Annotated in this window: 18 protein-coding genes, 1 tRNA gene and 2 pseudogenes; 9 read left to right on the forward strand and 12 right to left on the reverse strand. The window is 58.5% G+C overall.

What is annotated here, in order from left to right; all coding sequences use genetic code 11:
- The first annotated feature begins 1 nt into the window (after position 1).
- The 6 genes and pseudogenes from RBH71_RS08325 to RBH71_RS08350 all read left to right on the forward strand — a co-directional run bounded on the left by RBH71_RS08325 (position 2) and on the right by RBH71_RS08350 (position 8,876).
- Positions 2-2,407 carry a circularly permuted type 2 ATP-grasp protein gene (locus tag RBH71_RS08325; protein WP_003511535.1) on the forward strand — a complete coding sequence of 802 codons (2,406 nt, stop codon included), beginning with the start codon at positions 2-4 and terminating at the stop codon, positions 2,405-2,407.
- 4 nt (positions 2,408-2,411) lie between these two features.
- A pseudogene (locus RBH71_RS08330) lies at positions 2,412-3,289 on the forward strand (transglutaminase family protein).
- Between the two features lie 157 nt (positions 3,290-3,446).
- Positions 3,447-4,685, forward strand: a complete 1,239-nt coding sequence (locus RBH71_RS08335) for a vWA domain-containing protein (protein WP_003511537.1) — start codon at positions 3,447-3,449, stop codon at positions 4,683-4,685.
- Positions 4,686-4,847: 162 nt separating this feature from the next.
- Positions 4,848-6,470, forward strand: coding sequence for an ABC-F family ATP-binding cassette domain-containing protein (locus RBH71_RS08340; RefSeq protein WP_003511539.1), 1,623 nt, complete (start codon positions 4,848-4,850; stop codon positions 6,468-6,470).
- A gap of 86 nt (positions 6,471-6,556) precedes the next feature.
- Positions 6,557-7,705, forward strand: a complete 1,149-nt coding sequence (locus tag RBH71_RS08345; RefSeq protein WP_003511540.1) for an alpha-hydroxy acid oxidase — start codon at positions 6,557-6,559, stop codon at positions 7,703-7,705.
- A 202-nt stretch (positions 7,706-7,907) separates the two neighbouring features.
- On the forward strand, positions 7,908-8,876 hold the full coding sequence (locus RBH71_RS08350) for a MarR family winged helix-turn-helix transcriptional regulator (RefSeq protein WP_003511541.1): 969 nt from the start codon (positions 7,908-7,910) through the stop codon (positions 8,874-8,876).
- A 16-nt stretch (positions 8,877-8,892) separates the two neighbouring features.
- Here the strand turns inward: RBH71_RS08350 and RBH71_RS08355 are convergent, their stop codons facing one another.
- The 11 genes from RBH71_RS08355 to cpdR all read right to left on the reverse strand — a co-directional run bounded on the left by RBH71_RS08355 (position 8,893) and on the right by cpdR (position 22,267).
- Positions 8,893-11,097 carry a methyl-accepting chemotaxis protein gene (locus tag RBH71_RS08355; protein WP_003511542.1) on the reverse strand — a complete coding sequence of 735 codons (2,205 nt, stop codon included), beginning with the start codon at positions 11,095-11,097 and terminating at the stop codon, positions 8,893-8,895.
- A gap of 297 nt (positions 11,098-11,394) precedes the next feature.
- The gene (locus RBH71_RS08360; RefSeq protein ID WP_003511543.1) at positions 11,395-12,894 is read right to left on the reverse strand and encodes an FGGY-family carbohydrate kinase; all 1,500 of its coding nucleotides are present in this window, start codon (positions 12,892-12,894) and stop codon (positions 11,395-11,397) included.
- Complete coding sequence (locus RBH71_RS08365) at positions 12,887-13,729, reverse strand: class I fructose-bisphosphate aldolase (RefSeq protein WP_003511545.1); 843 nt, start codon at positions 13,727-13,729, stop codon at positions 12,887-12,889. Before RBH71_RS08365 ends, RBH71_RS08360 begins: the two co-directional genes overlap by 8 nt.
- A gap of 2 nt (positions 13,730-13,731) precedes the next feature.
- The gene (locus RBH71_RS08370; RefSeq protein WP_003511552.1) at positions 13,732-15,456 is read right to left on the reverse strand and encodes a glycerol-3-phosphate dehydrogenase/oxidase; all 1,725 of its coding nucleotides are present in this window, start codon (positions 15,454-15,456) and stop codon (positions 13,732-13,734) included.
- A gap of 122 nt (positions 15,457-15,578) precedes the next feature.
- Positions 15,579-16,577, reverse strand: coding sequence for an aldo/keto reductase (locus RBH71_RS08375; protein ID WP_003511559.1), 999 nt, complete (start codon positions 16,575-16,577; stop codon positions 15,579-15,581).
- Positions 16,574-17,548 carry a sugar-binding transcriptional regulator gene (locus RBH71_RS08380; protein ID WP_035251584.1) on the reverse strand — a complete coding sequence of 325 codons (975 nt, stop codon included), beginning with the start codon at positions 17,546-17,548 and terminating at the stop codon, positions 16,574-16,576. The genes RBH71_RS08375 and RBH71_RS08380 overlap by 4 nt, the downstream gene beginning before the upstream one ends.
- Before the next feature lie 29 nt (positions 17,549-17,577).
- The gene (locus RBH71_RS08385; protein WP_003511562.1) at positions 17,578-18,579 is read right to left on the reverse strand and encodes an ABC transporter permease; all 1,002 of its coding nucleotides are present in this window, start codon (positions 18,577-18,579) and stop codon (positions 17,578-17,580) included.
- Positions 18,580-18,591: 12 nt separating this feature from the next.
- Positions 18,592-20,112, reverse strand: a complete 1,521-nt coding sequence (locus tag RBH71_RS08390) for a sugar ABC transporter ATP-binding protein (protein WP_003511563.1) — start codon at positions 20,110-20,112, stop codon at positions 18,592-18,594.
- Between the two features lie 69 nt (positions 20,113-20,181).
- Positions 20,182-21,195, reverse strand: a complete 1,014-nt coding sequence (locus RBH71_RS08395; protein WP_003511565.1) for a substrate-binding domain-containing protein — start codon at positions 21,193-21,195, stop codon at positions 20,182-20,184.
- 553 nt (positions 21,196-21,748) lie between these two features.
- Positions 21,749-21,823: transfer RNA gene (locus tag RBH71_RS08400), tRNA-Val, on the reverse strand.
- A gap of 81 nt (positions 21,824-21,904) precedes the next feature.
- Positions 21,905-22,267: a cell cycle two-component system response regulator CpdR gene (gene cpdR / locus RBH71_RS08405; RefSeq protein WP_003497910.1), complete on the reverse strand. Its 363-nt coding sequence runs from the start codon at positions 22,265-22,267 to the stop codon at positions 21,905-21,907.
- A 181-nt stretch (positions 22,268-22,448) separates the two neighbouring features.
- Here cpdR and RBH71_RS08410 point away from each other — a divergent pair.
- Both RBH71_RS08410 and hisN read left to right on the forward strand, forming a co-directional pair.
- Positions 22,449-23,334: pseudogene (locus RBH71_RS08410) on the forward strand (N-formylglutamate amidohydrolase).
- A 320-nt stretch (positions 23,335-23,654) separates the two neighbouring features.
- Positions 23,655-24,431: a histidinol-phosphatase gene (gene hisN, locus RBH71_RS08415; protein ID WP_003511569.1), complete on the forward strand. Its 777-nt coding sequence runs from the start codon at positions 23,655-23,657 to the stop codon at positions 24,429-24,431.
- Between the two features lie 53 nt (positions 24,432-24,484).
- Here hisN and RBH71_RS08420 read toward each other — a convergent pair whose 3' ends face one another.
- Positions 24,485-25,426, reverse strand: a complete 942-nt coding sequence (locus RBH71_RS08420) for an alpha/beta fold hydrolase (protein WP_003511570.1) — start codon at positions 25,424-25,426, stop codon at positions 24,485-24,487.
- Between the two features lie 385 nt (positions 25,427-25,811).
- On the opposite strand from RBH71_RS08420, the gene hspL reads away from it, so the two are divergent.
- The gene (gene hspL / locus RBH71_RS08425; RefSeq protein ID WP_003511572.1) at positions 25,812-26,294 is read left to right on the forward strand and encodes a heat shock protein HspL; all 483 of its coding nucleotides are present in this window, start codon (positions 25,812-25,814) and stop codon (positions 26,292-26,294) included.
- The last annotated feature ends 34 nt before the right edge of the window (positions 26,295-26,328 follow it).

The raw sequence follows: 26,328 nt of genomic DNA on the forward strand, positions 1-26,328 counted from the left end.
ATTGTCCAAAGCCCCGGCCACGGAACGCAAGACGGAAACGAGCGCGCAATCGCGCGGGCTTGACTACTCCACCTTGCCCGGCGTGGCCGATGAGATGCTCGATACCAACGGCAAGGTCAGACCGGTCTGGAAAACCCTGCTCGGTGCCCTGTCGCGAATGTCGGAACGCGAACTGCATGAGCGCTTTGCCCGCACCGACCGCTATCTGCGCGATGCGGGCGTGTTTTACCGCGATTACAGCAAGGGCAGCAGCGAAAGAAACTGGCCGATCTCCCATATTCCGGTGCTGATCGACGACAAGGAATGGACGGTTCTTTCCGAAGGGCTTAAACAGCGCGCCAATCTTCTGGAAGCCATGGTCGCCGATTTTTACGGCGAAAACCGGCTGGTGAAGGAAGGTTACGTACCGCCGGCACTGATCGCCTCCAATCCGGAATATCTGCGGCCGATGGTCGGCGTAAAACCTGCAAGCGGCCATTATCTGCATTTCTGCTCGTTCGAGATTGGACGCGGACCTGATGGCAACTGGTGGGTACTGGCCGACAGGACACAGGCGCCTTCCGGCGCAGGGTTTGCGCTGGAAAACCGGGTGGCGACCACGCGCGCGCTTTCCGACATCTATGCCGAAACGCATGTTCACCGTCTCGCTTCATTTTTCGGCGCTTTCCGCGACACTTTGCAGTCGCACAGAAAACATCCGGATGACCGCATCGCGGTGCTGACGCCCGGCCCCGCAAACGAGACCTATTTCGAACACGCCTATATCGCCCGCTATCTCGGCTTCATGCTGCTAGAGGGTGAGGATCTGACCGTGGTCAACGGCCGCGTGATGGTAAGAACCGTGGCCGGACTGAAACCGATCGGCGTGCTTTGGCGGCGCCTCGATGCCTCCTATTCCGATCCGCTGGAACTGAACCAGCAATCCCACATCGGCACGCCCGGCATGGTCCAGGCGCTGCGCAATGAAGCACTGACAATCGTCAACGCGCTCGGCACCGGCATTCTCGAAACACGGGCCCTGCTGTCTTTCATGCCGCGCGTCTGTCGCCACCTGCTTGGCGAAGACCTGAAACTGCCGTCCATCGCGACCTGGTGGTGCGGACAGGAATCCGAGCGCCGCCACGTTGCCGGCAATATCGAAGGCATGGTCATCGGCCCGGCCTATTCCCGGCTGCCCTTCTTCGAAGACAACGGTCAGTCCGTGCTCGGCTCGTCCTTACGCGAAACGGCGAAGGAATCGATCAGCGACTGGCTCGCTTCCGATGGCCACAGGCTTGTCGGCCAAGAGGTGGTGACGCTTTCCACCACGCCGGCCTATATCGACAACAAGCTCGTGCCGCGCCCGATGAGCCTTCGCGTTTTTGCCGCCCGCACCCAGGATGGCTGGCAGATCATGCCGGGCGGCTTTGCGCGGATCGGCAGCAGCAACGATGTATCCGCCATCGCCATGCAATCAGGCGGCAGTGCCGCGGATGTCTGGATCGTCAGCGACAAGCCGGTGGAACGCACTACGCTTTTACCGGCGGAAGAAAGCTTCACCCGCAACATGCCGGGTAGCCTGCCGAGCCGTGCGGCGGACAATCTCTTCTGGCTCGGCCGCTATATCGAACGTTCGGAAGGCGCATTGCGCATCTTGCGCGCCTGGCACGGACGTTATGCCGAATCCGCCGACCCACGTCAGCCCTTGCTTGCGCATGTTACGCGTTATCTCGAAGCGCTGGATGTGGAGATGAACGATGCCGTGCCGGAAAGCCTGCTGAACAACATCAACAGCGCGCTTTATTCCGCCAGCAACATCCGAGACCGTTTTTCGCCGGACGGATGGCTTGCGCTGAATGACCTTGCCAAGACTGCCCGTCGGTTCCACGCAAAGGTTTCGCCGGGCGACGACGCGACCCATGCCATGACGATCCTCCTTCGCAAGCTTGCAGGCTTCGCCGGTCTCGTGCACGAAAACATGTATCGTTTCACCGGCTGGCGTTTCCTGTCGATCGGCCGCTATCTCGAACGTGGCCTGCATATGACAAGGCTTCTCGGCCACATGACCGGACCGGATGCGCCAGATGGATCCTATGACATGCTGCTCGAAATCGGTGACAGCGTCATGACCCATCGCCGCCGCTACAATGTCAGCACGGCGGGTCTGACCGTCACCGATCTTCTGGCGCTCGATCCGCTCAATCCACGGTCCATCCTGTTTCAGCTGAACGAGATTCGTACCGAGGTGGAGCAGCTGCCGAACGCCTTTACGAACGGCCAGATGTCGCCCTTTTACCGCGAGGCAATGCGGCTGCATTCCGGCCTTGCCGTCATGACGCCGGAAAACATGAACGGCGCGATCTACCGACAGCTCGAAACGGACATGGAACATCTCTCCGATGTTCTGGCCCAGACATATCTCGGATAACCCGATGCTTTATGACCTTTCCCTGCATATGGGTTACACCTACGACACGCCGGCCCATGGCGCGCGTCACATCATCCGCGTGCTACCCCTTTCGATCCCGGGCCGTCAGCGCTTCATCGCCGGCACCATCGATGTTTCGCCGGTGCCGGAAGAACGGGCGGTCTTTGAAGATTTCTTTCATCAATCGGCCACCTCAGTGCATCTGCGCGCACCGCACGAAAAGCTGGATATCCGCATGCAGGCGCGTGTGATGGTGGAGGCACCTGCGCTGACGGCAGATTTTTCACCCGAGCTTTCACGCCTGCCGCAAGACCTTGCCGACGTCTGGTCGGTCGACTTCCAGTCACCGCATCACTTCATCGGCGCCAGCCCGCGGCTAGGGACGGATACGGCGATATCGGCCTATGCGCGGGAATTGCTGAAGCCCGGAATGACCATTCGCGAAATCGCACTCTCGATGTGCAAACGCATACACAAGGACTTCACCTATGACGGTGAGGCGACGACTGTCGATACGACACCGTCGGAAGCCTTCAAGCTGAAACGCGGCGTATGCCAGGACTTTTCGCATATCATGATAATGGCGCTGCGTAGCCTCGGCATTCCCGCCGGTTACGTCAGCGGCTTCCTGCGCACCATCCCCCGCCGGGCAAGGAACGTCTGGAAGGTGCCGATGCGATGCATGCCTGGGTTCGCGTATGGTGCGGCGAGGCCGCCGGTTATCTGGAGCTCGACCCCACCAACGATATCGTTGCCGGCAGCGACCATATCGTCGTTGGCTATGGCCGGGACTATTCCGATGTCGCGCCGGTGATCGGCGTATTGAAGAGCTACGGCAACCAGCAGATCAAACAGGCCGTCGACGTCATTCCCGTCCAGTAATGATACATTACGTGTTATTATGAGCATACTCGAATTAATACTTGAAAAACTGCACCAATTTGAACGACGTATAAAATTTAACCGTCTACATTAGTGGATTCTACATCGTTTGCGGGTTTCCTGCGCTCAGTCTAATGTTCTAATTAGTGAGCCCGTTATGATCTCCTCCGCATATCAAAAAATGACGCGCCGTTTCCTTGCCGATACGGGCGGCAATTTTGGCATGATGACGGCAATATTGCTGCCGGTGCTGCTTGGTTTTGCCGGCGCCGGCATGGAGCTGGCGAATGTGATGCAGGTGAAAGCGGACCTGCAGAACACGGCGGATTCGGCGGCTCTCGCGGCCGCGACCGAGGCCCGCTTGAAAGAAGGCGCTCTGACGGACGAACAAATCAAGGAAATCGCCAAGGCCTTCATCGCCAGCCAGATGGAAAAGACCCTGACCGAGGAGGAGAAGAAGGCGCTCGAGAAAAACTCTCCAGTCAATATTGGCACAACGGACGATGCGCGCGGCAAGACCTACACCATCCAGACCACGATAAACTACCAGATGCAGCTTAATCCGCTCTTGGGGTTCTTCGGGGCGAAAACACTCGATCTTGCCGCGACAGGCACCGCGGTAAGCACTGTCAACAAGGGCGCGCCGATCTCCATGTATCTGGTGCTCGACCGCTCGGGTTCGATGTCCTTCAAGACCGATACGCTCAACACCAAGAAAACGTCGTGCCAGAACTACACGGTCGATAACTGGGGGAGTTATCCCAATCTCAAAAATACATCGCCTTGCTACGTCAACAAGGCTACTTCGCTAAAAACCGCGGTCGGCTATCTCGTCGCGACGTTGAACAAGGCCGATCCCACTTATACCGCCAACGGCGGTTCCGAACTGGTTCGAACAGGAGCCTCGGTCTATACGCATGAGACCTACGCGGCCCAGCCTATCACCTGGGGTACTAGCAGCGTTGCCACCTATGTCGACAAACAGATCCCGGAGTTTCCGTCTGGCGGTACGGATGCCCGCAGCAGTCTGAATGCCGCATACAACGCCCTTAAAAAAGCGAATATCGTTGAAGCGAAAGAACACAAGGACAAGAAAAGCGAATCCTTCGAGCGATACATCGTTCTCATGACGGATGGCGAAATGACGGGGAACAGCTCCTCCTGGAGTTCCAGCATCGACCAGACTGTGCGCAATACCTGCGATACGGCCAAGAAAGACGGTATCAAGATTTTCAGCGTCGCGTTCATGGCGCCGGACAAGGGCAAGTCGCTGCTGCAACATTGTGCGTCCAGTCTCGACAATTATTACGCGCCTGAAAACATGGAGCAGATCGTTACCGCCTTCGGCGAAATTGCCCGCAAGGCTGCCGGCAGTTTGGCAACGCTGACCAATTAAGGGAAAATCAAGCCAGCATCCCCCGGAAACGACCCCGCTTCCGGGGAGCGATGTTCCCGGGACGACCTTGCCGGGTTGCATGGCTGGCACGGCGTGCGCGGCAGGTGACAGCGCCGGCGACACATGGCATAGGAGAGCCGCTCCCATTCACAGGCCCCTGTCATGATCCGCATCGAAAATATCAGCAAGTCGAACAGTCACCGCATTCTCTACATCGAGGCCTCCGCTGCGCTCAATCGCGGCGAGAAGATCGGCCTTGTCGGCCCCAACGGTTCTGGCAAGACCACGCTGTTCCGAATGATGACCGGCGAGGAACAGCCCGACGAGGGACAGGTCGTCGTCGAAAAGGGCATGACGGTCGGTTATTTCAACCAGGACGTCGGCGAAATGTCCGGCCGTTCCGCCGTGGCCGAAGTCATGGAAGGCGCCGGCCCGGTCAGCGAAGTCGCAGCCGAACTTCGGCAGCTGGAAGCCGCCATGTCCGATCCCGACCGGATGGACGAAATGGACGCCATCATCGAGCGTTATGGCGAAGTGCAGGCGCGGTATGAAGAACTGGACGGCTACGCGCTGGAGGGCCGCGCGCGCGAGGTTCTGGACGGGCTGAGCTTCAGTCAGGAAATGATGGATGGCGATGTCGCCAAACTTTCCGGCGGCTGGAAGATGCGCGTAGCGCTCGCCCGCATCCTTCTGATGCGCCCGGACGTGATGCTGCTCGACGAACCATCGAACCATCTCGATCTCGAAAGCCTGATCTGGCTCGAAGATTTTCTGAAGAACTACGACGGCGCGCTTTTGATGACCTCGCACGACCGCGAATTCATGAACCGCATCGTTACCAAGATCATCGAAATTGACGCTGGCAACCTCACCACCTATTCCGGCGACTACGGCTTTTACGAACAGCAGCGTGCGCAGAACGAAAAGCAGCAGCAGGCGCAGTTCGAACGCCAGCAGGCGATGCTCGCCAAGGAAATCAAGTTCATCGAGCGCTTCAAGGCGCGTGCCTCGCATGCCTCACAGGTGCAGAGCCGCGTCAAGAAACTCGAAAAGATTGACCGCGTCGAGCCGCCCAAGCGGCGCCAGACGGTCGCTTTCGAATTTGCGCCGGCGCCGAGATCTGGCGAAGATGTCGTCGCGCTGAAGAAAGTGAACAAAGCCTACGGCAGCCGCACGATCTATGGCGAACTGGACTTCATGGTGCGGCGCAAGGAGCGCTGGTGCATCATGGGCGTCAATGGTGCCGGAAAATCCACCTTGCTGAAACTCGTGACTGGCACGACCACGCCGGATTCCGGCAATGTCACTCTCGGCGCCAGCGTCAAGCTTGGTTATTTCGCCCAGCACGCCATGGATGTTCTGGACGGCGACAGCACCATTCTGGAATGGCTGGAGGAACGTTTCCCGAAAGCCGGGCAGGCACCGCTGCGCGCCCTTGCCGGCTGCTTCGGTTTTTCCGGTGACGATGTGGAGAAGCGCTGCCGCGTTTTGTCCGGCGGTGAGAAGGCCCGTCTGGTCATGGCTGCCATGCTGTTCGACCCGCCGAATTTCCTCGTGCTGGACGAGCCGACGAACCATCTCGACCTCGACACCAAGGAAATGCTGATCAAGGCCCTGTCGGAATATGAAGGCACGATGCTTTTCGTTTCGCATGACCGCCATTTCCTGGCCGCCCTTTCCAACCGGGTGCTGGAACTGACGCCTGACGGTATCCACCAATTTGGCGGCGGATATACGGAATATGTCGAAAGCACCGGACAGGAAGCGCCGGGCCTGCGCAGCTGAGGCAGCTTGACGGACGTATGAGACGCAGAATTCCCGGGACAGGTTTCATCTTTTAACGTTTGCAGAGCGGATCGGTGGACTAACAAATGCAACTTAAAGACTGCTACAATTTCCACGATTTTCGCCGAATGGCTAAACAGCGTCTTCCCGGACCGATCTTCAACTACATCGACGGTGCTGCCGACGATGAGGTGACGTACCGGAGAAACACGACCGCCTTCGACAATTGCGATCTCGTTCCCGACGTGTTGCGGGGCGTGGCCGATGTGGACATGTCTGTCACCGTCATGGGGCAGAAGCTGGCGATGCCGGTCTATTGTTCCCCGACGGCGCTTCAGCGTCTCTTCCACCATCAGGGGGAGCGGGCGGTTGCGGCCGCAGCCGGAAAATTCGGCACGATGTTCGGCGTTTCTTCACTCGGCACCACCAGCCTCGAGGAAGCGCGCCGGATCAGCGGCGGCCCACAGGTCTATCAGTTTTATTTCCACAAGGACCGTGGTCTCAACCGCGATATGATGGCGCGCGCCAAGACTGCGGGTGTGCAGACGATGATGCTGACGGTGGACAGCATCACGGGTGGGAACCGTGAGCGCGACAAGCGCACCGGTTTTGCCATTCCGTTCAAGCTCAATCTTTCCGGCATTGCGCAATTCGCCATCAAGCCGGCCTGGGGGATCAATTATCTGACGCATGAGCGCTTCAGCCTGCCACAGCTCGACGGCCACATCAAAATGGACGGCGGCGCGCTCTCCATCAGTCGCTATTTCACCGAAATGCTCGACCCATCCATGACATGGGACGACGTCGCACAGATGGTGCGTGAATGGGGCGGCCCTTTTTGTCTGAAGGGTGTCATGTCCGTGGAGGACGCCAGACGCGCCGTCGATATCGGTTGCAGCGGCATCGTGCTTTCCAATCACGGCGGTCGCCAGCTCGATGGCTCGCGTAGCGCCTTCGACCAACTGGCCGAGATTGTCGACGCAGTCGGTGACCGTATCGATGTCATGATGGATGGCGGGGTTCAGCGCGGAACGCACGTCCTCAAAGCCCTGTCTCTGGGGGCGAAGGCCGTGGGGCTTGGCCGCTATTACCTTTTCCCGCTTGCCGCCGCCGGACAGCCGGGTGTCGAGCGTGCGCTTGAGCTGATGCGCATCGAAATCGAGCGCGGCATGAAGCTGATGGGCTGCACCACCGTCGACCAACTGACACGCCGGAACCTGCGGTTTCGTAACTAGAGCGGTGTCAGCGCGAGGAAATCGAGGCCTGTCGAGCCTATCGACAATATAGTCGGATAATCACCCGTACCGAATGACCCCTTTGAAACCACCATAGCGGTTTCGAGAGGTTTTCATGTTATCGGCGCTGCGCAGTGGCGACCTTGGCAAGACCGATCGAATATGATTATGGTTGCATGATGCAACCATAATGGATTTTGGCATGTCCGAAAGACCCTTTCCCATAAACGATATCCGCTCCACCTCGCGTCGGCTCGTGCGCGAACTCGGCTTCATGGGTGGAGACTTTGCCGGCACCGATCTGCCGCCCTCCGCCGTGCACGCCCTGATCGAGATCGAGGCATGCCCACGCATTACCGCACGCGATCTGGGAAAGATGCTTCGGCTTGAAAAGTCGAGCATCAGCCGCATGCTTCGCAAACTGGTTCTTTCGGGCGATGTTCTGGAAGAAACGGACGAAGAGGATAGTCGCATCAAGCGGTTGCGTCTCGCCGGGCGAGGACAGAAGCGGGTCGAAGCCATCCACACTTTTGCCAACCGACAGGTATCAAACGCACTGTCGCGGCTCGCGCCTGCGGATGGCCAAAAAATCCTTGCCGGGCTTCGCCTTTATGCCGACGCGCTGGGAGACCGGGCCGACGCCGCGGCTCCCCCGATCGAAATCGTCAGGGGCTACATGCCCGGCCTTATTGCCCGTATCACGCAAATGCATGCGCTTTATTATGCCCGGACATCAGGCTTCGGCCAGCGCTTCGAATCCGTTGTTGCCGAAGGACTCGCCTCCTTTTGCAACCGGCTCGAAAGCCCGCAAAATACGATCTGGGTCGCAATGCGTGGAGACGATATCATCGGCTCCGTCGCAATCGACGGTGAAGATCTGGGACCGGGAACCGCGCATCTGCGCTGGTTCATCGTCGATGATGGCGTGCGTGGCGGCGGCGTCGGGCGAAGGTTGTTGGCAACTGCCCTTGCGTTCACGGACGAAAAAGCGTTCGCCGAAACCCATCTGTGGACTTTCAACGGACTTTTGGCGGCACGGCATCTTTACGAGGCCCAGGGTTTTACCTGTGTAGAGGAACGTCCCGGCAGCCAGTGGGGAAGAGAGGTTCTGGAACAGCGCTTCGTCAGGCCGCTTCCTGTGGTTGGCGACGCTGAACGTGAAGCGAACTAAACCCCGTGGCGGCCGATCAAGCCGCCTTGAGAGCCCCCCGATGAGCAAGTGCGCCTGAACCCAGCTCGAACTGGCCGAGCAACCGGTTCAGCGCATCGACCTCGCCTGCAAGATTGTGGCTTGCGGCGGTCATTTCTTCCACCATCGCGGCATTTTTCTGCGTGTCCTGATCCATCTGATTCACGGCGGTATTGATCTGCTGAAGGCCGGACGACTGCTCTTGCGCGGATTCGACGATCGCGGCGACGTGCTGGTTGATCTCCTGCACTTCGGCGACAATCGCGTCGAGTGCCTTGCCGGTGTCGCCGACAAGATGCACGCCCTCTTCGACCTGCTGGTTCGATTTTGTGATCAGCGACTTTATTTCCTTCGCCGCGCCGGCAGAACGCTGTGCAAGTTCGCGCACCTCCTGCGCCACCACGGCAAAACCCTTGCCCGCCTCGCCGGCTCGCGCCGCTTCCACGCCGGCATTGAGCGCCAACAAGTTGGTCTGGAAGGCAATCTCGTCGATCACACCGATGATACTGGAAATCTCGTTCGAGGATTTTTCGATCCGCTCCATCGCGATTACGGCCTGACGCACGACTTCGCCCGATCGTTCCGCACCGATGCGCGTGCGGGAAACCAGACGGCCCGCCTCATGCGCACGGTTCGCGGCATCTTTCACGGTTATTGTGATCTCTTCAAGAGCTGCGGCGGTTTCCTCCACGGCAGCAGCCTGCTGCTCCGTCCGCCTTGCCAGATCATCGGAGGCTGCCTTGATTTCATTAGCGCCGGCATCAATACCGGCGGCATTATCCGATACCCGCAGAAGCGCGTTCTGCAACTTCCCGGCAGAACCGTTAAAATCGTTGCGCACGGCATCGAACCGCTCGACAAAGGGATCGTTGATACGACAGGACACGTCGCCATCTGCGAGCCTGGCCAACGCCTGAGCCAGACTGTCAACTGCGAAACGGATGCCGCTCGCCTCATCGGCCGCCTTGTGTTCGCGGGCCACCCGCTCCTGTTCGCCAAGAGTTCGGTTGGCTTCCGCTTCCTGCTCCAGCAAGGCTTTTTCACGATTGTTTTCGCGCAAAACGTCAAGCGAGCGGGCAAGATCGCCGATCTCGTCCCTGGTCTCGATATCCTTCAATGTCAGCTGGAGATTTCCCCGAGCGATCTGGGCGGTCTCATCGATGACATTCGTGATGCGATTGATGAACCGCCGTGCAATAAACCAGCCGGCCATCGCCAGCAGCACCGCCGCCGTTACGATCGTCAGGACGGCGTCACGCATCATTGCATGCAACTGCGCAAAGACCGTGTCTTCCGGAACCGAGACGATTGCGTACCATTTCATGTCGCCGGTGAGCATGACCGGCAAGGCGACGGCAAGGGAAACCGTGCCGTCCTGTGCCGTCATTTCCAGCTCTTTTCCGGGATTGGTGATCAGTTTATCCCAGCCTTCAGTTTGTGCGCCGCCATCTGCGAGGTTCTTACCCATTATCGTCGCATCGGGATGGCTGATGATCTTGCCGCCGCCACTCACAAGGCTCATGAAGCCCGTTCCCATCGGCCGGACGGCTGACAACGCCTTGTTCGTTTCCTCCAACGACAGATCGAGGCCAGCGACGCCCAGAGTTTTACCGTCGACGATGACAGGTTTGGCGACCGAGGTAATCAGAACCTCCTTGCCATCGATTGCGTAAGAATAGGGTTCGATGACGACTGTTTTCTTCAATGTGAAGGGCAACTGATAATAATCGCCTGGACCCGCGGTGGTATAATCCGTCAATGCGGTGTTGCTTATTTTGCCTCCGCTCCGCACCCAATAGGGTACATAACGACCAGTCGCATCATATCCCTCCTTGTTGACGAAGTCCGCATCCTTGCCATCGAAGGCATTGGGCTCCCATCCGGTCCAGAGACCAAGCAAATCGGGATTGTTCGCCAGCATGTGCCGGATAAGCTGATCGGCCTTGCCCCGATCGGCATCGCCCGACTGCTTCATCGATTCCAGAACCGAGCCGAGGCTATTGACGATGTGAATCATGCCGCCGATATTTTTCTCGGTCGTCAAAGCTTCGGCTTGCGCGATCTGCTGCATACGCTCCATACTGTTGGCCCTCGTATCCTCAAAGGACCGATAAAACAGCACGGCCGAAGCCGCGATCGTTGCAACGACGCCGCATGCGGCGACTGCGAAGATATTACGGCCCGTTGTCGATTTAAACAGCATGTCACATCCCCACAAAAAATCCCGGCCGCGACGGCTGAGGTCGCTGCGCGCAAGCCCAAAATGTCAGCAACCAGACCAGACGATAATATTAGAAAACTATGCTTAAAAATTACTTTAATTCATATTTTTAGCGCAATTAAGAAAACAGAAATAAATTATAAAACCGTAATATTACAGTACAAACAAAATATTACGCGATATCCGAACCTTCCGAAACGCCAGCATATATTGCAAGCTACGAGCAAGCTCATGCGGCACGCATCATTGCGTGCCGCTGATCAGGAAAACCGGGAGCCTTTAGTCCTGCAAACGCAGATCACTCCAGAAGCCGCGCAACTGGTCGGTCAATTGTGTGTAGAGGCCGTAGCGCCGCCTATAATGCGGGAGTTGCCCCGCATCCGGCCGGTAGGCACTGGCCACGCGGGTCATCGCTGCGACCGCCGCTTCATAGCCGGGATAGAGACCGACCGCCACGGCCGCGCCGATGGCCGCACCAAGCGCGCCGGTCTCGCGGGCCTCCGCGACACGCAGCGGGATTTCAAGAACGTCCGCCATGATCTGCGGCCAATGCTGGCTGCGGGAACCGCCGCCGGACATGACGGCACTGTCGACCGGCAGCCCCGCTTCCCTGAGAACGCCGATATGGCGGCGGTGTTCGAAACACACACCCTCGAACAGGGCTCTCAGCATGTGGCCTTCGCCATGCCATCCCGCCAGACCATAAAATCCGCCCCGAAATTCGGCGCCCAGTCGCGAGCCGAAGATGAACGGGTGGAAGAACGGATCGTCGGCGCGTTGCGAAACGGAACCGACCAGATCGTTGCAGCGCTCGAAGGCATGGTCACCATGGTCACCGCGAACACGGTGCACGTACCATTCAAGATTGGCCGCAGAGGTGGCGCTGGACTCGATATTGACATAGCGGTCACGTCCGAAGGTCGTGACCATGAAGACACCGGGGCTGATGACCGGTTTATCCGCGAAAACCTGATTAATGCTCCAGGTGCCGGCGATGATAGAAGCCTCCCCGGCGTTGATGACGCCCGACCCCATGGCGCTGGAGACGACATCGAAAAAACCGCCGATAACAGGTGTGCCCTCGGAAAGCCCCGTCAGAGCCGAAGCCTCAGCTGTCACATGGCCGACGATATCCGCCGATTCTACGAGGCGCGGAAAAAAGGCGACGGCATCCTCAAGCCCGTAGAGCGACAGGAGTTCCCGGTCGAGCTTCGCTTCGGGGAAGGCAAGCAACCCCGCACCACTGAGATCGGAAATATCATTAGCAAGACAGCCGGTCAGGCGGAAGTTCAGGAAATCCTTGCAGAACAGCACCGTTCCGATCTGGGCATATGTATCGGGCGCATGCCTTTTCACCCAGGCCAGCAGGCTGGGCGTTTGCGCGGGCCAAGGCCGTTGCAGACAACGGTTCTGTAGTTGCGCGCCGCTTTTCCGGTCAAGCTCTACCGCCACATCGGAGGCTCGGCTGTCAAGCGACTGGATACCGATCAGGGGCTGCTGATCCTTGTCCAACAGGTAGAGACCGTTGCCGTGGCCGGCGCAACCGACGGCGAGGATGCTCCGGGGATCGACGGACGATTTCGCCAGAAGCTGGCGGATCGCCTCGCATCCGTTGCGCCACAACTCCTCCAGATCGCGCTCGACGTAACCGGGCTGCGGAAATGTCGAATGGCCGTCGATGGCGTGTTGCGCAACCTGCCGGCCGGCCGTGTCGAACAGCACCGCCTTGATCACCGTGTTGCCGACATCCAGACCCAATATATGATTTTTATCAGCCACGATTATAGATGTCCCATGCTTCTTCGCTGCCCGCACCCTGATGGATGATAGCCATCAAGGCCGCAACGACGGCCTTGGGGTTGTCATGCTGGTAGATATTGCGTCCATAGACCATCCCGTTCGCACCTTCGGCCACCAGTGCCGCTGATTTCGCCAGCACGTTGCGCAAGTCCTCACGCCCCCCGCCCCGCACCAGAACCGGGCACCGCGCTGCCTCGATGACCTTGTGAAAATCCAGCGGATTGCTGGTGGGATCGGCCTTGATGATATCGGCTCCCATTTCCGAGGCAAGACGCACCAGCGTGACGATCTTTTCAGCGTCGCCATCCACTTGGTAGCCGCCGCGCACGTCATTGGGCAACATCACCAGCGGTTCGATCATCAGCGGCATGCCGTAACGATGGCAATCGGCGCGCACGCGGCTGATATTCTCGACGCATTGGCGGAACAGTTCCGGCTCGTCCGGCAACATGAACAGGTTCACGACGACGCAGGCGGCGTCCATCTCCAGCGCGCCAATGATCGGATCGTGATAGTTCTGGAGCTGCGACCACATGGTTCTGTGGCGCGTTGAATTATAGGGGTTGCCCATGTCGATGCGCATGACGAGCGCCGGCTTGTCGCGCTGCGGCCTTTGCTGCAATAGGTCCGCCTGTCCGTAGGTCATCTGGATGGCATCGGGAGCTGCTTCCACCAGCCTGTCCACAGTTTGAGCCATATCCTCCAGCCCGACGAGGAAGCTCGGCTCGTTGCAAACCCCGTGATCAATGGCAACGTCCAAACATCCACCATTGCGGAACAGCCGGTTCATGCGCGCCTTTTTCGAAATCCGCATCATCATGCATTCTCCTTGCATCTGTGTTTAAGCATTGCCGTCGTGACCCCGTAAAAGGTCTCCAGTTCATCAACGAGCCGCTGCCGTTCGTCCGCCGCCTGCTGTGGCGCCCATCCCAGCTCGCGCGCTGCGACGCCAAGGATCGCATCGATCAGATCGGCATCGATGACGCCGGTAATGGCAAGCGTCGTGCGGCGCAGGATGAGATCCGTCAGATGGCGGACATGTTCGCAGCGGATCAGCCAGACCACCTCTGCCGCCGTGATCGGCGGTTTTTCGCAAAGCGGACTGTCATCCGGACGGCCCCGACAAAAACCCATCAACTCGAAGGCACGTGAACCGTAGGCCGATGCCAGATACTCGGCCCGGTCCCGGTCGATCGAAAATTCCTCCGACAGCAGGGCCGGCAGGCGCCCGGCACCGCTGGGGAAGTTCCTGCCGCCGCCGATCGGGTGGTTCATTGTGCGAGTCAGCCGCTTGCGTCCGAGAAAGGCCAGGGCCTCGTCGGTCACCTGTTCGCCAAAGGCTCTGAACGTCGTCCACTTGCCGCCGATCATGCAGAGCTGCGGCGGATCGCCCTCCACGCGGTGGATGAAATGGCTGCGGGATATTCTTCCGGTAAAAGCTGCGTCGCTGCGCGGCAGCGGGCGTATGCCGCTGAAACTGTAGACGATGTCGGAATGGTCGATGGAAATATGCGGAAAGACCTGACGGACCGCATCGAGAATATAATCACGCTCTTCCGGTTCGCATCGCACCCGTTCGGGACGATCCACCTTGATATCTGTCGAACCAGCGAGAACCCGGCCAAGAAAGGGAAAGAGGATACAGACACGGTTGTCGGCATTCTCGAAAAAAATCATATGGCCGTTCAGGGCCTTGAGGAGCGCCTCGTTGGCGAGGATCAGATGCGATCCCTTGGTGCCGGAAACGATCGGTTTCGCCCTCCCCGCAGCCTGTGTGGTCGTTAGCGCTCCAATCGTCTCATCGATCCAGGCGCCCGTCGCATTGACGATGATGCGTGGCCGGACGGGCAAGGTTTCGTCCGTGCCCTCCACCTTAAGACGATAATCACCGCCAGCACGGACAAACTCGGCATAGTTCAGCGCAATGCTTTGCGGCGCATCGGCCCGGGTGTCGATCAGAAGCTCCAGCGCAAGCCGTTCGGGCTGGCTGATCCACGCATCGTAATAGGTGGCCGAATATCTGATGCCTGGCGTCAGGCCCGGCCAGCGTTGCAACGTCTTGCGTGCGTTGCGGAAGGTGTGTCGGGGAAGAATGCGATTTTTGCGGGTGACGAAGTCATACAGCATGAGGCCCGCCTTGATCGCCAGTGCCCCCCGGCTGGCGGGTTTTCCGCCAGAACCCACAAAGGTCGCAGCCGCATTGAACAGGCCGCTGAAGGTTGAGAATATCGGTATCGTCGTCGGCAGCGGATGAACCATATGCGGTGCCAGCGTCAGAAGCGCATCACGCTCCCGCAGCGATTCCGCCACAAGGCCGAATTCACCATTTTCGAGATACCGCAGGCCGCCGTGGATCATGCGCGAGGGTGCGGCACTGCAACCGGACGAGAAGTCGTTGCGCTCTACCAGAAGCACCCGCAGTCCCTGTAAAGCGAGATCGCGATAGGCGGCGATACCATTGATACCGCCACCGATGACGACGGCGTCGAAATCACCGTCTTGCCGGATGCGGCGTAGAGCGTCCTCGCGAAAACTGGGCATAGGAATACCGTTCGCTGGCTAACAACCAGCGTCCCAATGTTGTTAAACGTTTAAAGCGACGAGAGAGAGGGGTAGCGAAAATTATGCGATATTCGCCTGAAGCCCCGTCTCAGCTACATGATTTACGCATCGAGCCCCACGAGATGCTCGGCAACGCCGGCGCTGATGAGAGCCAGTTCATTTTCCGCGAGGCGCAGGCGGGCCGCAGCAGCGTTTTCAACCGCCTGAGCAGGATCGCGCGCGCCGCACAGCGAGAATGTTATGCCGGGCTGGGCAATCGTCCAGGCAATCACGACCTGCGCAATCGACGCCCCATGCGCTTCGGCCACCGGCTCCAGACCCCGCGTCAGCCGCGCGATCTTCTCGCGGTTTGCCTGGCTGAAACGCGGATTGCCCTTGCGCTGGTCGTCCCCTGCAAAAACCCGTTCAGGTCCGACCTTGCCCGAGAGGAGACCGAGCGCCAGCGACGAGTAGCTCAGGACCGAAACAGCACTCGTGCGGCAAAGCGGCAGAAGTGTCGTCTCGATGTCGCGCCGCACCATTGAATATTCTTCCTGGATGGCATCCAGCGCGCCGGTGGCGATATAGGCTACCAAATCCTCCGGCGAGACGTTGCTCGCGCCGATCGAACGGATCTTGCCCTCATCCTTCAGGCGCACAAGCGTTTCCACCGTCTCGGCAATCGGCGTCGTCGCATCCTGCCAGTGGGTGACATAGTGGTCGATATAGTCGGTTCCAAGCCGCTTCAGGCTCTCTTCGACCTCATAGCGGATCGAAGCGGCGCCGAGATAACGGTGAACTGGCTTGCCATCCTGGTGGAAGAAATAGGCGCCCTCGTTCACATGCCAGACCAGCCCGCATTTGGTGACCAACACCACCTTGTCGCGCCGGCCGGCAATCGCCTTGCCGACGATGGTTTCCGCAAGACCCATGCCATAGGCCGGCGCGGTATCGATCAGGGAAATGCCCGCATCGATGGAGGCCTGGATAGCGGCGATGGATTGCCGATCATCGGTGCCGCCCCACATCCAGCCACCGATGGCCCAGGTGCCTAGCCCCACGGCTGATGCGCTGATACCGCTGCCGCCAATCCTCCGGGTCAATATTGAATTGTCCGTCACGAAGTTTCCCCCTCTTCCTGATCCAGTAAATAGCCGGCGATCGACTCGTCCACGACGAGCGAGGTCAGATAGCGACCGGCAAGCGTGGCTGCCACCGGTCCGGCCTTGATGGCCCCGGCCGCCACGCCGATGATGTTCGGGCACCGGGCAAGCTGCCCGGGGTCCAGCGCCACCACGCGCGAGTTGAGATCGATCCGCGCCAGCTGCCCATCCGCCATGGTGAGATGGGCAAGGAATTCCCCGGCAATGCCCGCATCCACCAGCGCCTGCCCGCCACGGGCCGCATCCGGCAGCAGATCGTAATAACCGGAACCGGGCGCCTCCACGGAACCGATGCCAACCAGTGCCACCTGCGCCTGTCGCGCTAAGTCGAACACTTCGCGGATCGAAGCGACATTCATCAGGAGATCACGCTGTTCCTCATCCTCGGCAAATAGCGGCGCATGAATGAGCGACGCGCTGCCGCCGAGCTTTTCCGCCAGTTGCGTAGCCAGATGATTGACATCCGTATAGTGCTTGCCCTGGACACCGCCGGTCAGCGGCACTACCCGCACATCGAAACGGCGCTCGGCCTCCAGATTATCGACGACGGCACTCACCGCCTTGCCGCCGGTAATCGCAATCACGTCGCCGTCGCGGATAGTCTCCAGCAAGTGGTTGGCGGCCACGCGTCCGACCATCTGCAGCGCGGTTTCCGGATTGTCGGACACCGTCGGTGTCACCACCGACTGTCTGAGGCCGAAGCGGCGTGTGATCTCGTTTTCGAGGTCCACCAGCCTCTGATAGGGACTGGCGATAGTGATCTTTACCATGCCTGCCTTGCGGCCCGCCGCTATCATACGGTTCACCTTGGTGTGGGAAAGATTGAGCCGCTCGGCAATTTCCGACTGCTTCACGCCCTCGATGAAATGCAGCACCAGGACGGAGTACATCTGCCTCTGTTGATCGAAATCGTCCTTGGTATCCAGCATGATCATATCTCTCCAATTACCACAGGCGCTCAGCGGCGACGCTTGACAAGATAGTGGTCGAACAGGACCGCCGTCAGCAATATGCTTCCCCTGATGATGTCCTGCCAGTAGACAGACACATTGAGCAATGCAAGCGAACTGGAAACGACCGACAGAAGGATCGCCCCGAGGATTGCGCCGAGAATGGTGCCCGAGCCGCCCGAAAGGCTGGCGCCACCGATGACCGCGGCTGCAATCACGTTAAGTTCCATGCCTACTCCGAAGCTCGGCTGTGCTGACCCGAAGCGGGCCATGTAGATCACGCCTGCGACACCGCACAGCATCGAACAAAGCGTGGTGGTGGCAAACACCACCCGGCCGACGCGGATGCCGGAATAAGCCGCCGCTTTCGGATTGCTGCCGGTATAGAACACCTTACGGAATGCCGTCGTGCGCCGCAGCAAGAGATCGAAGCAGACGACCACCACCGCGAATATGATCAGCACCAGCGGAATGCCGCCAAGCGCGCCCTGGCCGATGAATTTGAATTCCGGCGGCAGCGAGTAGAGACCGAGCGGCCGGCCGCCCGTTGCGAGCAGGCAGACGCCGCGCGCAATCACCATGACGCCGAGCGATACGATGAAGTGATGCAGGCCGATGACCGTTGTCAGAAATCCCATGGCCATACCGACCAATGTGGTGAGGCAGATTGCCAGCCCGGCCGCGACCCAGGGATCGACACCGTTGAGGAATAGCCAGCCAGCCGCAACCATCGCAAGCGCCGTGACGGAACCGACGGATAGATCAATGCCGCCCGAGATTAACAGGATCGTCATGCCGACCACGACGATGCTTTCGATGGCGAAAACCATCGCCATGGCCCGCAGATTGTCGACCGTCAGGAAATACGGGGATATAAAAGACATCACCGCGAAAAGGGCGAGGATGATGACGATAAGTCCGGTCTCCCGTGCCTTGAGCGCCGGTTCCCACCAGCCTGTGCGGCGAACCGCCACTTCTGCAATGCCCGAAGGTGTTTCCGATGTTGCCATTTTCCCGCTCCCTCAGGCCCCTGCCGGGCTCTCTGCAATATTGATCGATGCAAGCTGCATGATCTTTTCTTCCGTCATGTTCTCACCCTCAACCTCGCCGGCAATGCGCCCCTCGCGCACGACTAGCACGCGGTCGCTGACACCGATGAGTTCCGGCAATTCAGAGGATATGACGATCACGCCCACACCCTCGCGTGCCAGTTCCCGGATCTGGCGGTGGATTTCGGCCTTTGCGCCCACATCCACCCCGCGTGTCGGCTCGTCGAGAAAGACGACCTGTGGCTCCACCGACAGCATCTTTGCCAGTGCCACCTTCTGCTGGTTGCCGCCGCTCAAGGTAGAGACAGCGTCACCGACGCTGTTTGCCCGCAATTTCAGCCGGCGTCCCAACTCGTCGGCGCGCTTCATTTCCTTGCGCCGTTCGATAAAGCCCATGCCGTTTGATATCCTGCCGACATCGAGCGCCGAGACATTCGCGGCAATAGACATGTTGAGAAACAGCCCGTCGCCCTTGCGGTCCTCCGACAGATAGACCAGCCCCTCGCGGATGCTGTCGCGATAGTCATTGAGCCTCAGCGGCCGGCCGCGCAACGTGACCTCGCCTTTTGGTTTTCCCTCCAGCCGGCAGACCGCACGGACAATTTCGCTTCGCCCTGCGCCGATCAGGCCGGCGAGCCCGAGGATTTCGCCCCGGCGCAGATCGAAATCGACATCGAAAACGCGCTTTCCCTCGTTCAGTCCCCGAACAGAGAGAATGACGTCACTCGATTTCTCTTCTTCTGCAAGTTTCGGTGGGTAGAGCTTATCGAGCACCCGTCCCACCATGCTGTTGACGACTTGCTCCGGGGAAATCTCCGAGATATTCTCCGTCCTGATGTGGCAACCGTCGCGCATCACCGTGATGCGGTCGCAATGCTCAAAAATCTCCGCCATCCGGTGCGAGATATAGATGATCGCAATCCCGCGTTCCGCCAACCGGTGCATGATCCGGAAAAGGGTCTGGGCCTCGGTTTCGGTCAAAGCCGCCGTCGGCTCATCGAGGATCAGGATACGGCAGTCCAGCGTCAGCGCCTTTGCAATCTCGACGATCTGCTGTTGCGAAATCGACAGATCACCGGCACGGCTGGCGGGATCGATATCGCCGATTTCCTTGAGGATGGTTGCCGCCCGCTTGCCAAGATCGCGATAATTCATGAACCAGGATTTGCTTTGGCCGGTCTCCGACATGAACATGTTTTCGGCAACCGAAATTTCCGGGCAAAGCGCAATCTCCTGATGCACGAAACCTATACCGAGCCGGTTCGCCGCATTGGGCGAGGATATTTTGACCGGTTTGCAGTCCAGCAGGATTTCGCCGCCATCGGGCTGCAAAATGCCATCGATAATATGCATCAGCGTCGATTTACCGGCGCCGTTTTCACCCGCGAGCGCATGGATTTCTCCCCGCCGCAGCTCAAAGGCAGCACTGCGTAACGCCCGCACGGGCCCGAACGCCTTGTGAATATTCGTCATGTTGAGGATGACCTCGCCCATAACGCCCCTCCCGAACGTGGCTCCCCTTTGCCGGCGAGGCGTAAACCTCGCCGGTTTCAGGGCGGCGCGTCAGCGCCCCTTCATATAGTCATTGAGATCAAAGGAAGCGGCGTTCGCCTTGGTAATCACGGCGAAACCATTGTCCATCGAAGGAACCTGCATCGGGTTGAAGCCCGATACCTTGTAGTCGTTGAAGGGGTCGATCAGATCCGAATGGGCACCCAGAAAGGTGTTCATGAAACCCATGAAGCCCTGAACGCCCTGATTGGGATTGATGGACATGTAGATGTTGCCCTGCTTGATGTGCTCCAGCGTCGCCGGAGTAATATCCGCATGCAGGATCAGGACCTTCTTCTTGGCCTCGAGAACAGCGGTCGTTGCGCCTTCAGCCGAGCCGGCTTCAGGAATCCACAATGCGCCGAGATTGGGGTTGGCCTGCAACAGGGCACCCACCGCCTGATAGGCGACGTTTGCATCCTGGTTGGTCGCCTGGCGGCCGACGAGCTTCATTTCCGGATAAGTGCGCCCCATGTAATCGATCAGTGCGGTGACGCGCAGATCATGGTTGCTTTGGCCCGGATTTTCGAGAACGGCATATTCGCCCTTCTTGCCCAGCTTCTTGACGATCTCGTCAGCCGCAAATTTCGCCTCGGCAACATTGTCCGAGGTGATATAGGCGGTGCGTTTCGACTTCGGCGAATCCGCCGCAAAAGTCGTCACCGAAACACCGGAGTCGATCGCCTTGTTGATAGGCTCGATAAAGGGATCGGCCTGCATCGGATGCAGCAATATACCCTTCGGCTTCTTCACCAGTTCCTGCTCGAAGGACGCGATCTGCTTGGTGATGTCGTATTCGGGCGTGCCGGTGAAAACGGCCTCGCAGCCCAAGGCCTTCGCGGCCTGCTTGAAACCTTCAAAGACCGGCACCCAATAGGGGTGGCTGGAAACCATGACGTTCATCACATAGGTCTCGCCCGGTTCACAGGCGAATTTGCCCGCAGCAGCGGCCTGAGAGCCGGCGCCTGCGGAAATCGCCACGGCTAAAACACCCGCGGCAACGGTCGATTTCAGAAAAGCCAACATATTCCCCTCCCAAGGACAATGACCAATCCGCAATAAATTTTAAGTCGTGTAATTTATTGCATGACCTTTGAGATATCGGGAAACCGGGCAAGCGTCAATCCGGTTTGCATTTTATTTTTTCTAGTGAAATTTATTGCGGAGCGCATGGATAGTTTGGAGGCTGCCTCAGGATAGCCCGTCGCTCGAGCGAACTCAGTGGATCGAATAGGTAGTCAATAAACGTGCCTATACCAATCAGCTGGCGGCAGTCAGATGTCTTAAGACCAAGGGATGGCTAGGCGCGATGTACTCAGGACGCCAAATGGCGGGTAGCGCGTAAACGCTTCGGTTCATCACGCCCTCCTCCATGTCCATGCCGCATGGAAGGCCGCAAAGTCCTCCTGCCGATCCTCTTTGCCCTAGTTGGAGTGGTATTTATGACGGTGTCGCAGCGGGTTCCTGTGATGGGACCGTTGACGCGTACTCCATAGGGGACAGGTTCAATTGACACTGAGGCCACTATGCAAAAAGGCCCTGCGATTTCTCGCAAGGCCTTGATATTTAAGAATTCGGATGGTGGGCGTGACAGGGATTGAACCTGTGACCCCTACGATGTCAACGTAGTGCTCTCCCGCTGAGCTACACGCCCTCCGTGGCGGCGGATAGACCACAAAACCGGTTCATGCGTCAACTGCTTTTTTTCGGTTTTGTGAAGGTTTTTTGAGACCCCTTACGCCACAAGGAGTTTGTTGACCTCATCCACCAGATCGCGAAGATGGAACGGCTTGGAAAGCACCTTGGCATCCTTTGGAGCCTTCGAATCGGCGTTCAGCGCGACGGCCGCAAAGCCGGTGATGAACATGACTTTCAGGTCGGGGTCGAGTTCAGTCGCGCGCCGGGCCAACTCGATGCCATCCATTTCGGGCATGACGATATCTGTCAGCAACAGCGAGAAAGGCTCTTCGCGAAGCCGGTCGTAAGCGCTTGCGCCATTGTCGAAGGAAGAAACCTTGTAACCGGCTTTTTCCAGCGCCTTGACGAGAAAGCGGCGCATATCGTTATCATCTTCAGCGAGAAGAATTTTCTGATTCATCATAAGTGACCGTAACTGCTCAATGTTTGAGATACCCTAGCCCGATTATAGGATTTTCACGGTAAATATCATGTGAACACAAGAATCGGTATAGCGCTGCATGGTCGATAGTATGGACTTGCCGCACCGTAACTGGCAACATGAACATCCTGATAGTTTACGACATGGTAAATGGCACTGAATGGACTGGATAACGGGTGAATACGAGCTGTTCGAAGTAACGGAACCTGCCGTTCAAACCCTGCCATTCGTCTATAATTCACCCCATAGCGGTCGCTGTTACCCCATCTCCTTTCTGGAATCGGCACGGCTTGATTCTGCACGAGATCCGGCGCTCGGAAGATCATTTCGTTGACGAGCTGTTCGCCGCTGCGCCCGACATCGGTGCGCCGCTGCTGAAAGCCAATTTTCCCCGCGCGTATCTCGACGTCAATCGCGAGCCCTACGAGCTTGATCCGCGCATGTTCGAAGGCACTCTGCCTCCCTACGCCAATATCGGCTCCATGCGGGTTGCCGGCGGCCTGGGAACGGTACCCCGTATCGTCGCCGAGAATATGGACATCTATGCCCACCGCCTGCCGGTGGACGAGGCGCTGTCACGGATCGAGACGATTTACAAACCCTACCACGCCTGCCTGCGCCGGCTGCTGTCACGCACCCACGCCAATTTCGGCATGGCGGTACTGATCGATTGCCATTCGATGCCGGGCAATATCCGCGTTGCCGGCTCGAACCTGCGGCCGGATGTCATTATAGGCGATCGCTACGGCACCAGTGCTTCCCAGGAGGTCTCCCGCGCCGCTCTGCATTTTCTTGAAGAACTGGGTTTCGTTGCGGTCTGCAACAAGCCCTATGCCGGCGGCTTCATCACGGAACATTACGGCCGACCGATCCGCTCTCTTCACGCGCTCCAGATCGAGGTCAATCGGGCGCTGTACGTCGATGAAAAAACGCTTTCGAAGAAAGCAGATTTTCCCGCCATTCAGGCATCGCTTGAAATATTCATGCGCCAGCTCGGCGCTTTTGTTTCGGAATACGCGATCGAAACCTCGCTCGCCGCCGAATAACACATCAAATTCCAGGATATTTCAGACCTCTGTTCCAGACAGCCTGGCCACGCGCCGGACAAAAAAAACCGCGCCTTGGCGCGGTCAAGTCTAGGGAGGAAACACCCAAGGAGGGTATTTACAGTCAAAGACTGCAGGGTCACGCTACGCATTATATGCACAATTGTCAATCATTTTATTTTATGCACTTTTTTTAGGCTTATGCTGAAAATTTGGAATCGGCCGTGCCTGCATCCGTACGTGTGGACGGCGGGTGCAATTCCGGTCTATGCATTTCGCCATACAATTCAGGCCCAATAATTCAGGCAATGAGGTTTCGCATGCTGCCCGACCGGGATTTCTTCTTCAAACTTGCCGAAGCCGCCAGCGCTGAAACGCTTCCCCGCTTCCGCACAGGCATTGCCGTCACCAACAAGGAGGACGGCGGCTATGACCCGGTGACGGAAGGCGATCAGGCAGCAGAAAGCGCCATTCGCGCCCTCATCGAGGCACGTTTCCCGCAACACGGCATTCTTGGTGAAGAACACGGCAATGTCGGTCTCGATCGCGAACATATCTGGGTTATCGATCCGATTGACGGCACACGCGCCTTCATTTCCGGCGTGCCGGTCTGGGGCACGCTGATCGGCTTCCAGTCGGCCGGCCGCGCTTCGATGGGCATCATGGACCAGCCCTTCACGAAAGAGCGTTATTTCGCCGACGGCGAGGCCGCATGGTATTTCGGGCCGGATGGTGAGCGCAAGATCCGCACGCGCGAATGCGCTTCGCTGTCGGATGCTGTACTGTTCACCACGACACCCCATATCTTCACGGCGGAAGAAAAGCCCCTTTACGACAAGGTGCAGGATCAGGTTCGCCTTTTCCGTTATGGCGTGGATTGTTACGCCTATTGCCTGCTTGCCGCCGGCCATGTCGATCTTGTGATCGAATCGGGCCTGAAGCCCTATGATGTCGGCGCGCTCATTCCGGTGATTGAACAGGCGGGTGGCATCATCACCACCTGGGATGGGGGTCGTCCGGAAAATGGCGGCCGCATTCTGGCAGCCGGTTCCAAAGCCGTGCACGAACAGGCGCTCGCCATTCTTTCAAAACTGTAGATGGTGCGACTGACGGGGATGGCGCAAACCGCGCCATCGCCGTCATCGCCGCGTCATTCCGGCGCGAAAAAGGCGTCGATGGCCGCCAGCGCCTGTTTGCGGAAAACGTCGCGCTCATGCAGCAATTCATGGCGCGCGCCGGTTATGGGAAGAAGCTGCGCCGCGCGGAAGTTGCGCGAGAGTTCCTCCTGCGCCTTATAGGGCGTGATCGTATCCAGCATCGGCGCAAGAATGAGGGTAGGAATGGTTATGTCCGTCAGATGGTCCTGACGGGTCACCCGACCCATCGTTTTCAGCGCTTCATAAACCCATCGCGCTGTCGGTGCGCCGATGAAGAGTTCCGGAAATTGCCGATGCAGCGCAAGATTTCTGGCAAAACGTCTGGCGTCAGAGGTCAGCGGGTTGCCATCGAAATCCCGTTCGCGCTGATCCCTGCCGAGCTGAAGCTTTCCAAGACCCAACAGGCTTAAAGCGGTCGCGACCAGCCGGATGACGGACGAAGGAACGGATTGCTGGCTGTCCAGCTCGATAAAGGGCGAACAAAGCGCCAGACGGTCGATCCTGTTCGACAGGCCGGGTGCTGCGGCCAGTGCTGCAAGTGCGCCGGTTGAATGCGCGATCATGAAGAATGGCAGCCGGGTATCCGGCAGCACCACCTGTTCGAGAAACAAACTTATATCGCGCTTGTAGTCGGAAAAACGTCGTACATGCCCGGCGCCTGGCTTCTTCAGCAGCCGTTCGGAACCGCCCTGCCCGCGCGTATCGAAGGTCGCGACCCAGAATCCCATGGCCGTCAGATCGCTGACGGTCTCGAAATATTTCTCGATACATTCGTTGCGACCATGCAGCAGAACCACAGTTCCGCGCGCAATGTGTCGGCTGGCGCGGAAGATCGCGTATCGAAGCTGTTTGCCGCCGTGGCCGGTGAAATAACCGACGGTATGGTTGCCGGGAACCGGGTTGTCTTCGCTCTCGCGCAATGTGGCTTCGATCATCGGTCTTTTCCGGCTTCTCTGCCTTTTCGGGATAGGTCGGCGACGGCGGAAGGTCAAAGAAAAAATTGCCGGAACCGTCGGTTAAAGCAGTCGCGGTTCCGGCGAATAGGACAGAAGAAGAAGGGACGTTATTGCTTCTGCCACGGAGCATGTCTCCGATGACGGATATTTATGGCTCTCAAACTGAACGTTGCTGGAACCGGATGTTCAGCGATGGTTCATCTTGTTGTCGCCCTTTCCGCTTTAAAGCGCCCCCTTGACGGAGCGCCAAGCCATTCCCATCTCATTCATGCGGCCGCCAGAACGGGGCCGCGCCATATGTCCGGCCGTCGCCAGAACGGGACGCCGGATCAACCGCAAACAGTCGCTTCATAAGGAGGACACCATGCGTCACGTCGATTTTTCCCCCCTCTATCGCTCCACCGTCGGTTTCGACCGTCTTTTTTCGATGCTCGACGGCCTCGGCCAGCCCGAACAGGCCCAGTCCTATCCGCCCTATAACATCGAGCGGACGGGTGAAAACGCCTATCGTATAACCATGGCGGTTGCCGGTTTCGATGAAACGGAACTAAGCATAGAATCCCGTGCCAATACGCTGACGGTGAAAGCCGAGAAGGCTGCAGATGAGAAGTCGTCTGAAGGCGAGTTCCTGTATCGCGGCATTGCCACGCGCGCTTTCGAACGCCGCTTCCAGATGGCTGATCATGTCGAAGTCCAGACCGCTTCCCTGAAGAATGGCCTGCTTCACATCGATCTCGTCCGCAATATTCCGGAAGCCATGAAACCGCGCCGTATCGCGATCTCCTCCGACAGCGCAGATGCGCCGAAGACGATCGAAGCACAGGTCACGCCGGCCCAGGTCAACTAAGCCGATCCGGATGTCAAACGAACGGCCCCGTTAA

This window comes from Rhizobium sp. AN68, assembly GCF_030758035.1.
Classification (GTDB): domain Bacteria; phylum Pseudomonadota; class Alphaproteobacteria; order Rhizobiales; family Rhizobiaceae; genus Agrobacterium; species Agrobacterium tumefaciens.

Excerpts from the sequence above, each read along its gene's own strand:
- RBH71_RS08335 (WP_003511537.1), top strand. The coding sequence starts at position 3,447 with ATGATCTCCTCCGCATATCAAAAAATGACGCGCCGTTTCCTTGCCGAT.
- RBH71_RS08340 (WP_003511539.1), top strand. The coding sequence starts at position 4,848 with ATGATCCGCATCGAAAATATCAGCAAGTCGAACAGTCACCGCATTCTC.
- RBH71_RS08345 (WP_003511540.1), top strand. The coding sequence starts at position 6,557 with ATGCAACTTAAAGACTGCTACAATTTCCACGATTTTCGCCGAATGGCT.
- RBH71_RS08350 (WP_003511541.1), top strand. The coding sequence starts at position 7,908 with ATGTCCGAAAGACCCTTTCCCATAAACGATATCCGCTCCACCTCGCGT.
- RBH71_RS08355 (WP_003511542.1), bottom strand. The coding sequence starts at position 11,097 with ATGCTGTTTAAATCGACAACGGGCCGTAATATCTTCGCAGTCGCCGCA.
- RBH71_RS08365 (WP_003511545.1), bottom strand. The coding sequence starts at position 13,729 with ATGCGGATTTCGAAAAAGGCGCGCATGAACCGGCTGTTCCGCAATGGT.
- RBH71_RS08370 (WP_003511552.1), bottom strand. The coding sequence starts at position 15,456 with ATGCCCAGTTTTCGCGAGGACGCTCTACGCCGCATCCGGCAAGACGGT.
- RBH71_RS08380 (WP_035251584.1), bottom strand. The coding sequence starts at position 17,548 with ATGCTGGATACCAAGGACGATTTCGATCAACAGAGGCAGATGTACTCC.
- RBH71_RS08385 (WP_003511562.1), bottom strand. The coding sequence starts at position 18,579 with ATGGCAACATCGGAAACACCTTCGGGCATTGCAGAAGTGGCGGTTCGC.
- RBH71_RS08390 (WP_003511563.1), bottom strand. The coding sequence starts at position 20,112 with ATGGGCGAGGTCATCCTCAACATGACGAATATTCACAAGGCGTTCGGG.
- RBH71_RS08395 (WP_003511565.1), bottom strand. The coding sequence starts at position 21,195 with ATGTTGGCTTTTCTGAAATCGACCGTTGCCGCGGGTGTTTTAGCCGTG.
- cpdR (WP_003497910.1), bottom strand. The coding sequence starts at position 22,267 with ATGAATCAGAAAATTCTTCTCGCTGAAGATGATAACGATATGCGCCGC.
- hisN (WP_003511569.1), top strand. The coding sequence starts at position 23,655 with ATGCTGCCCGACCGGGATTTCTTCTTCAAACTTGCCGAAGCCGCCAGC.
- RBH71_RS08420 (WP_003511570.1), bottom strand. The coding sequence starts at position 25,426 with ATGATCGAAGCCACATTGCGCGAGAGCGAAGACAACCCGGTTCCCGGC.
- hspL (WP_003511572.1), top strand. The coding sequence starts at position 25,812 with ATGCGTCACGTCGATTTTTCCCCCCTCTATCGCTCCACCGTCGGTTTC.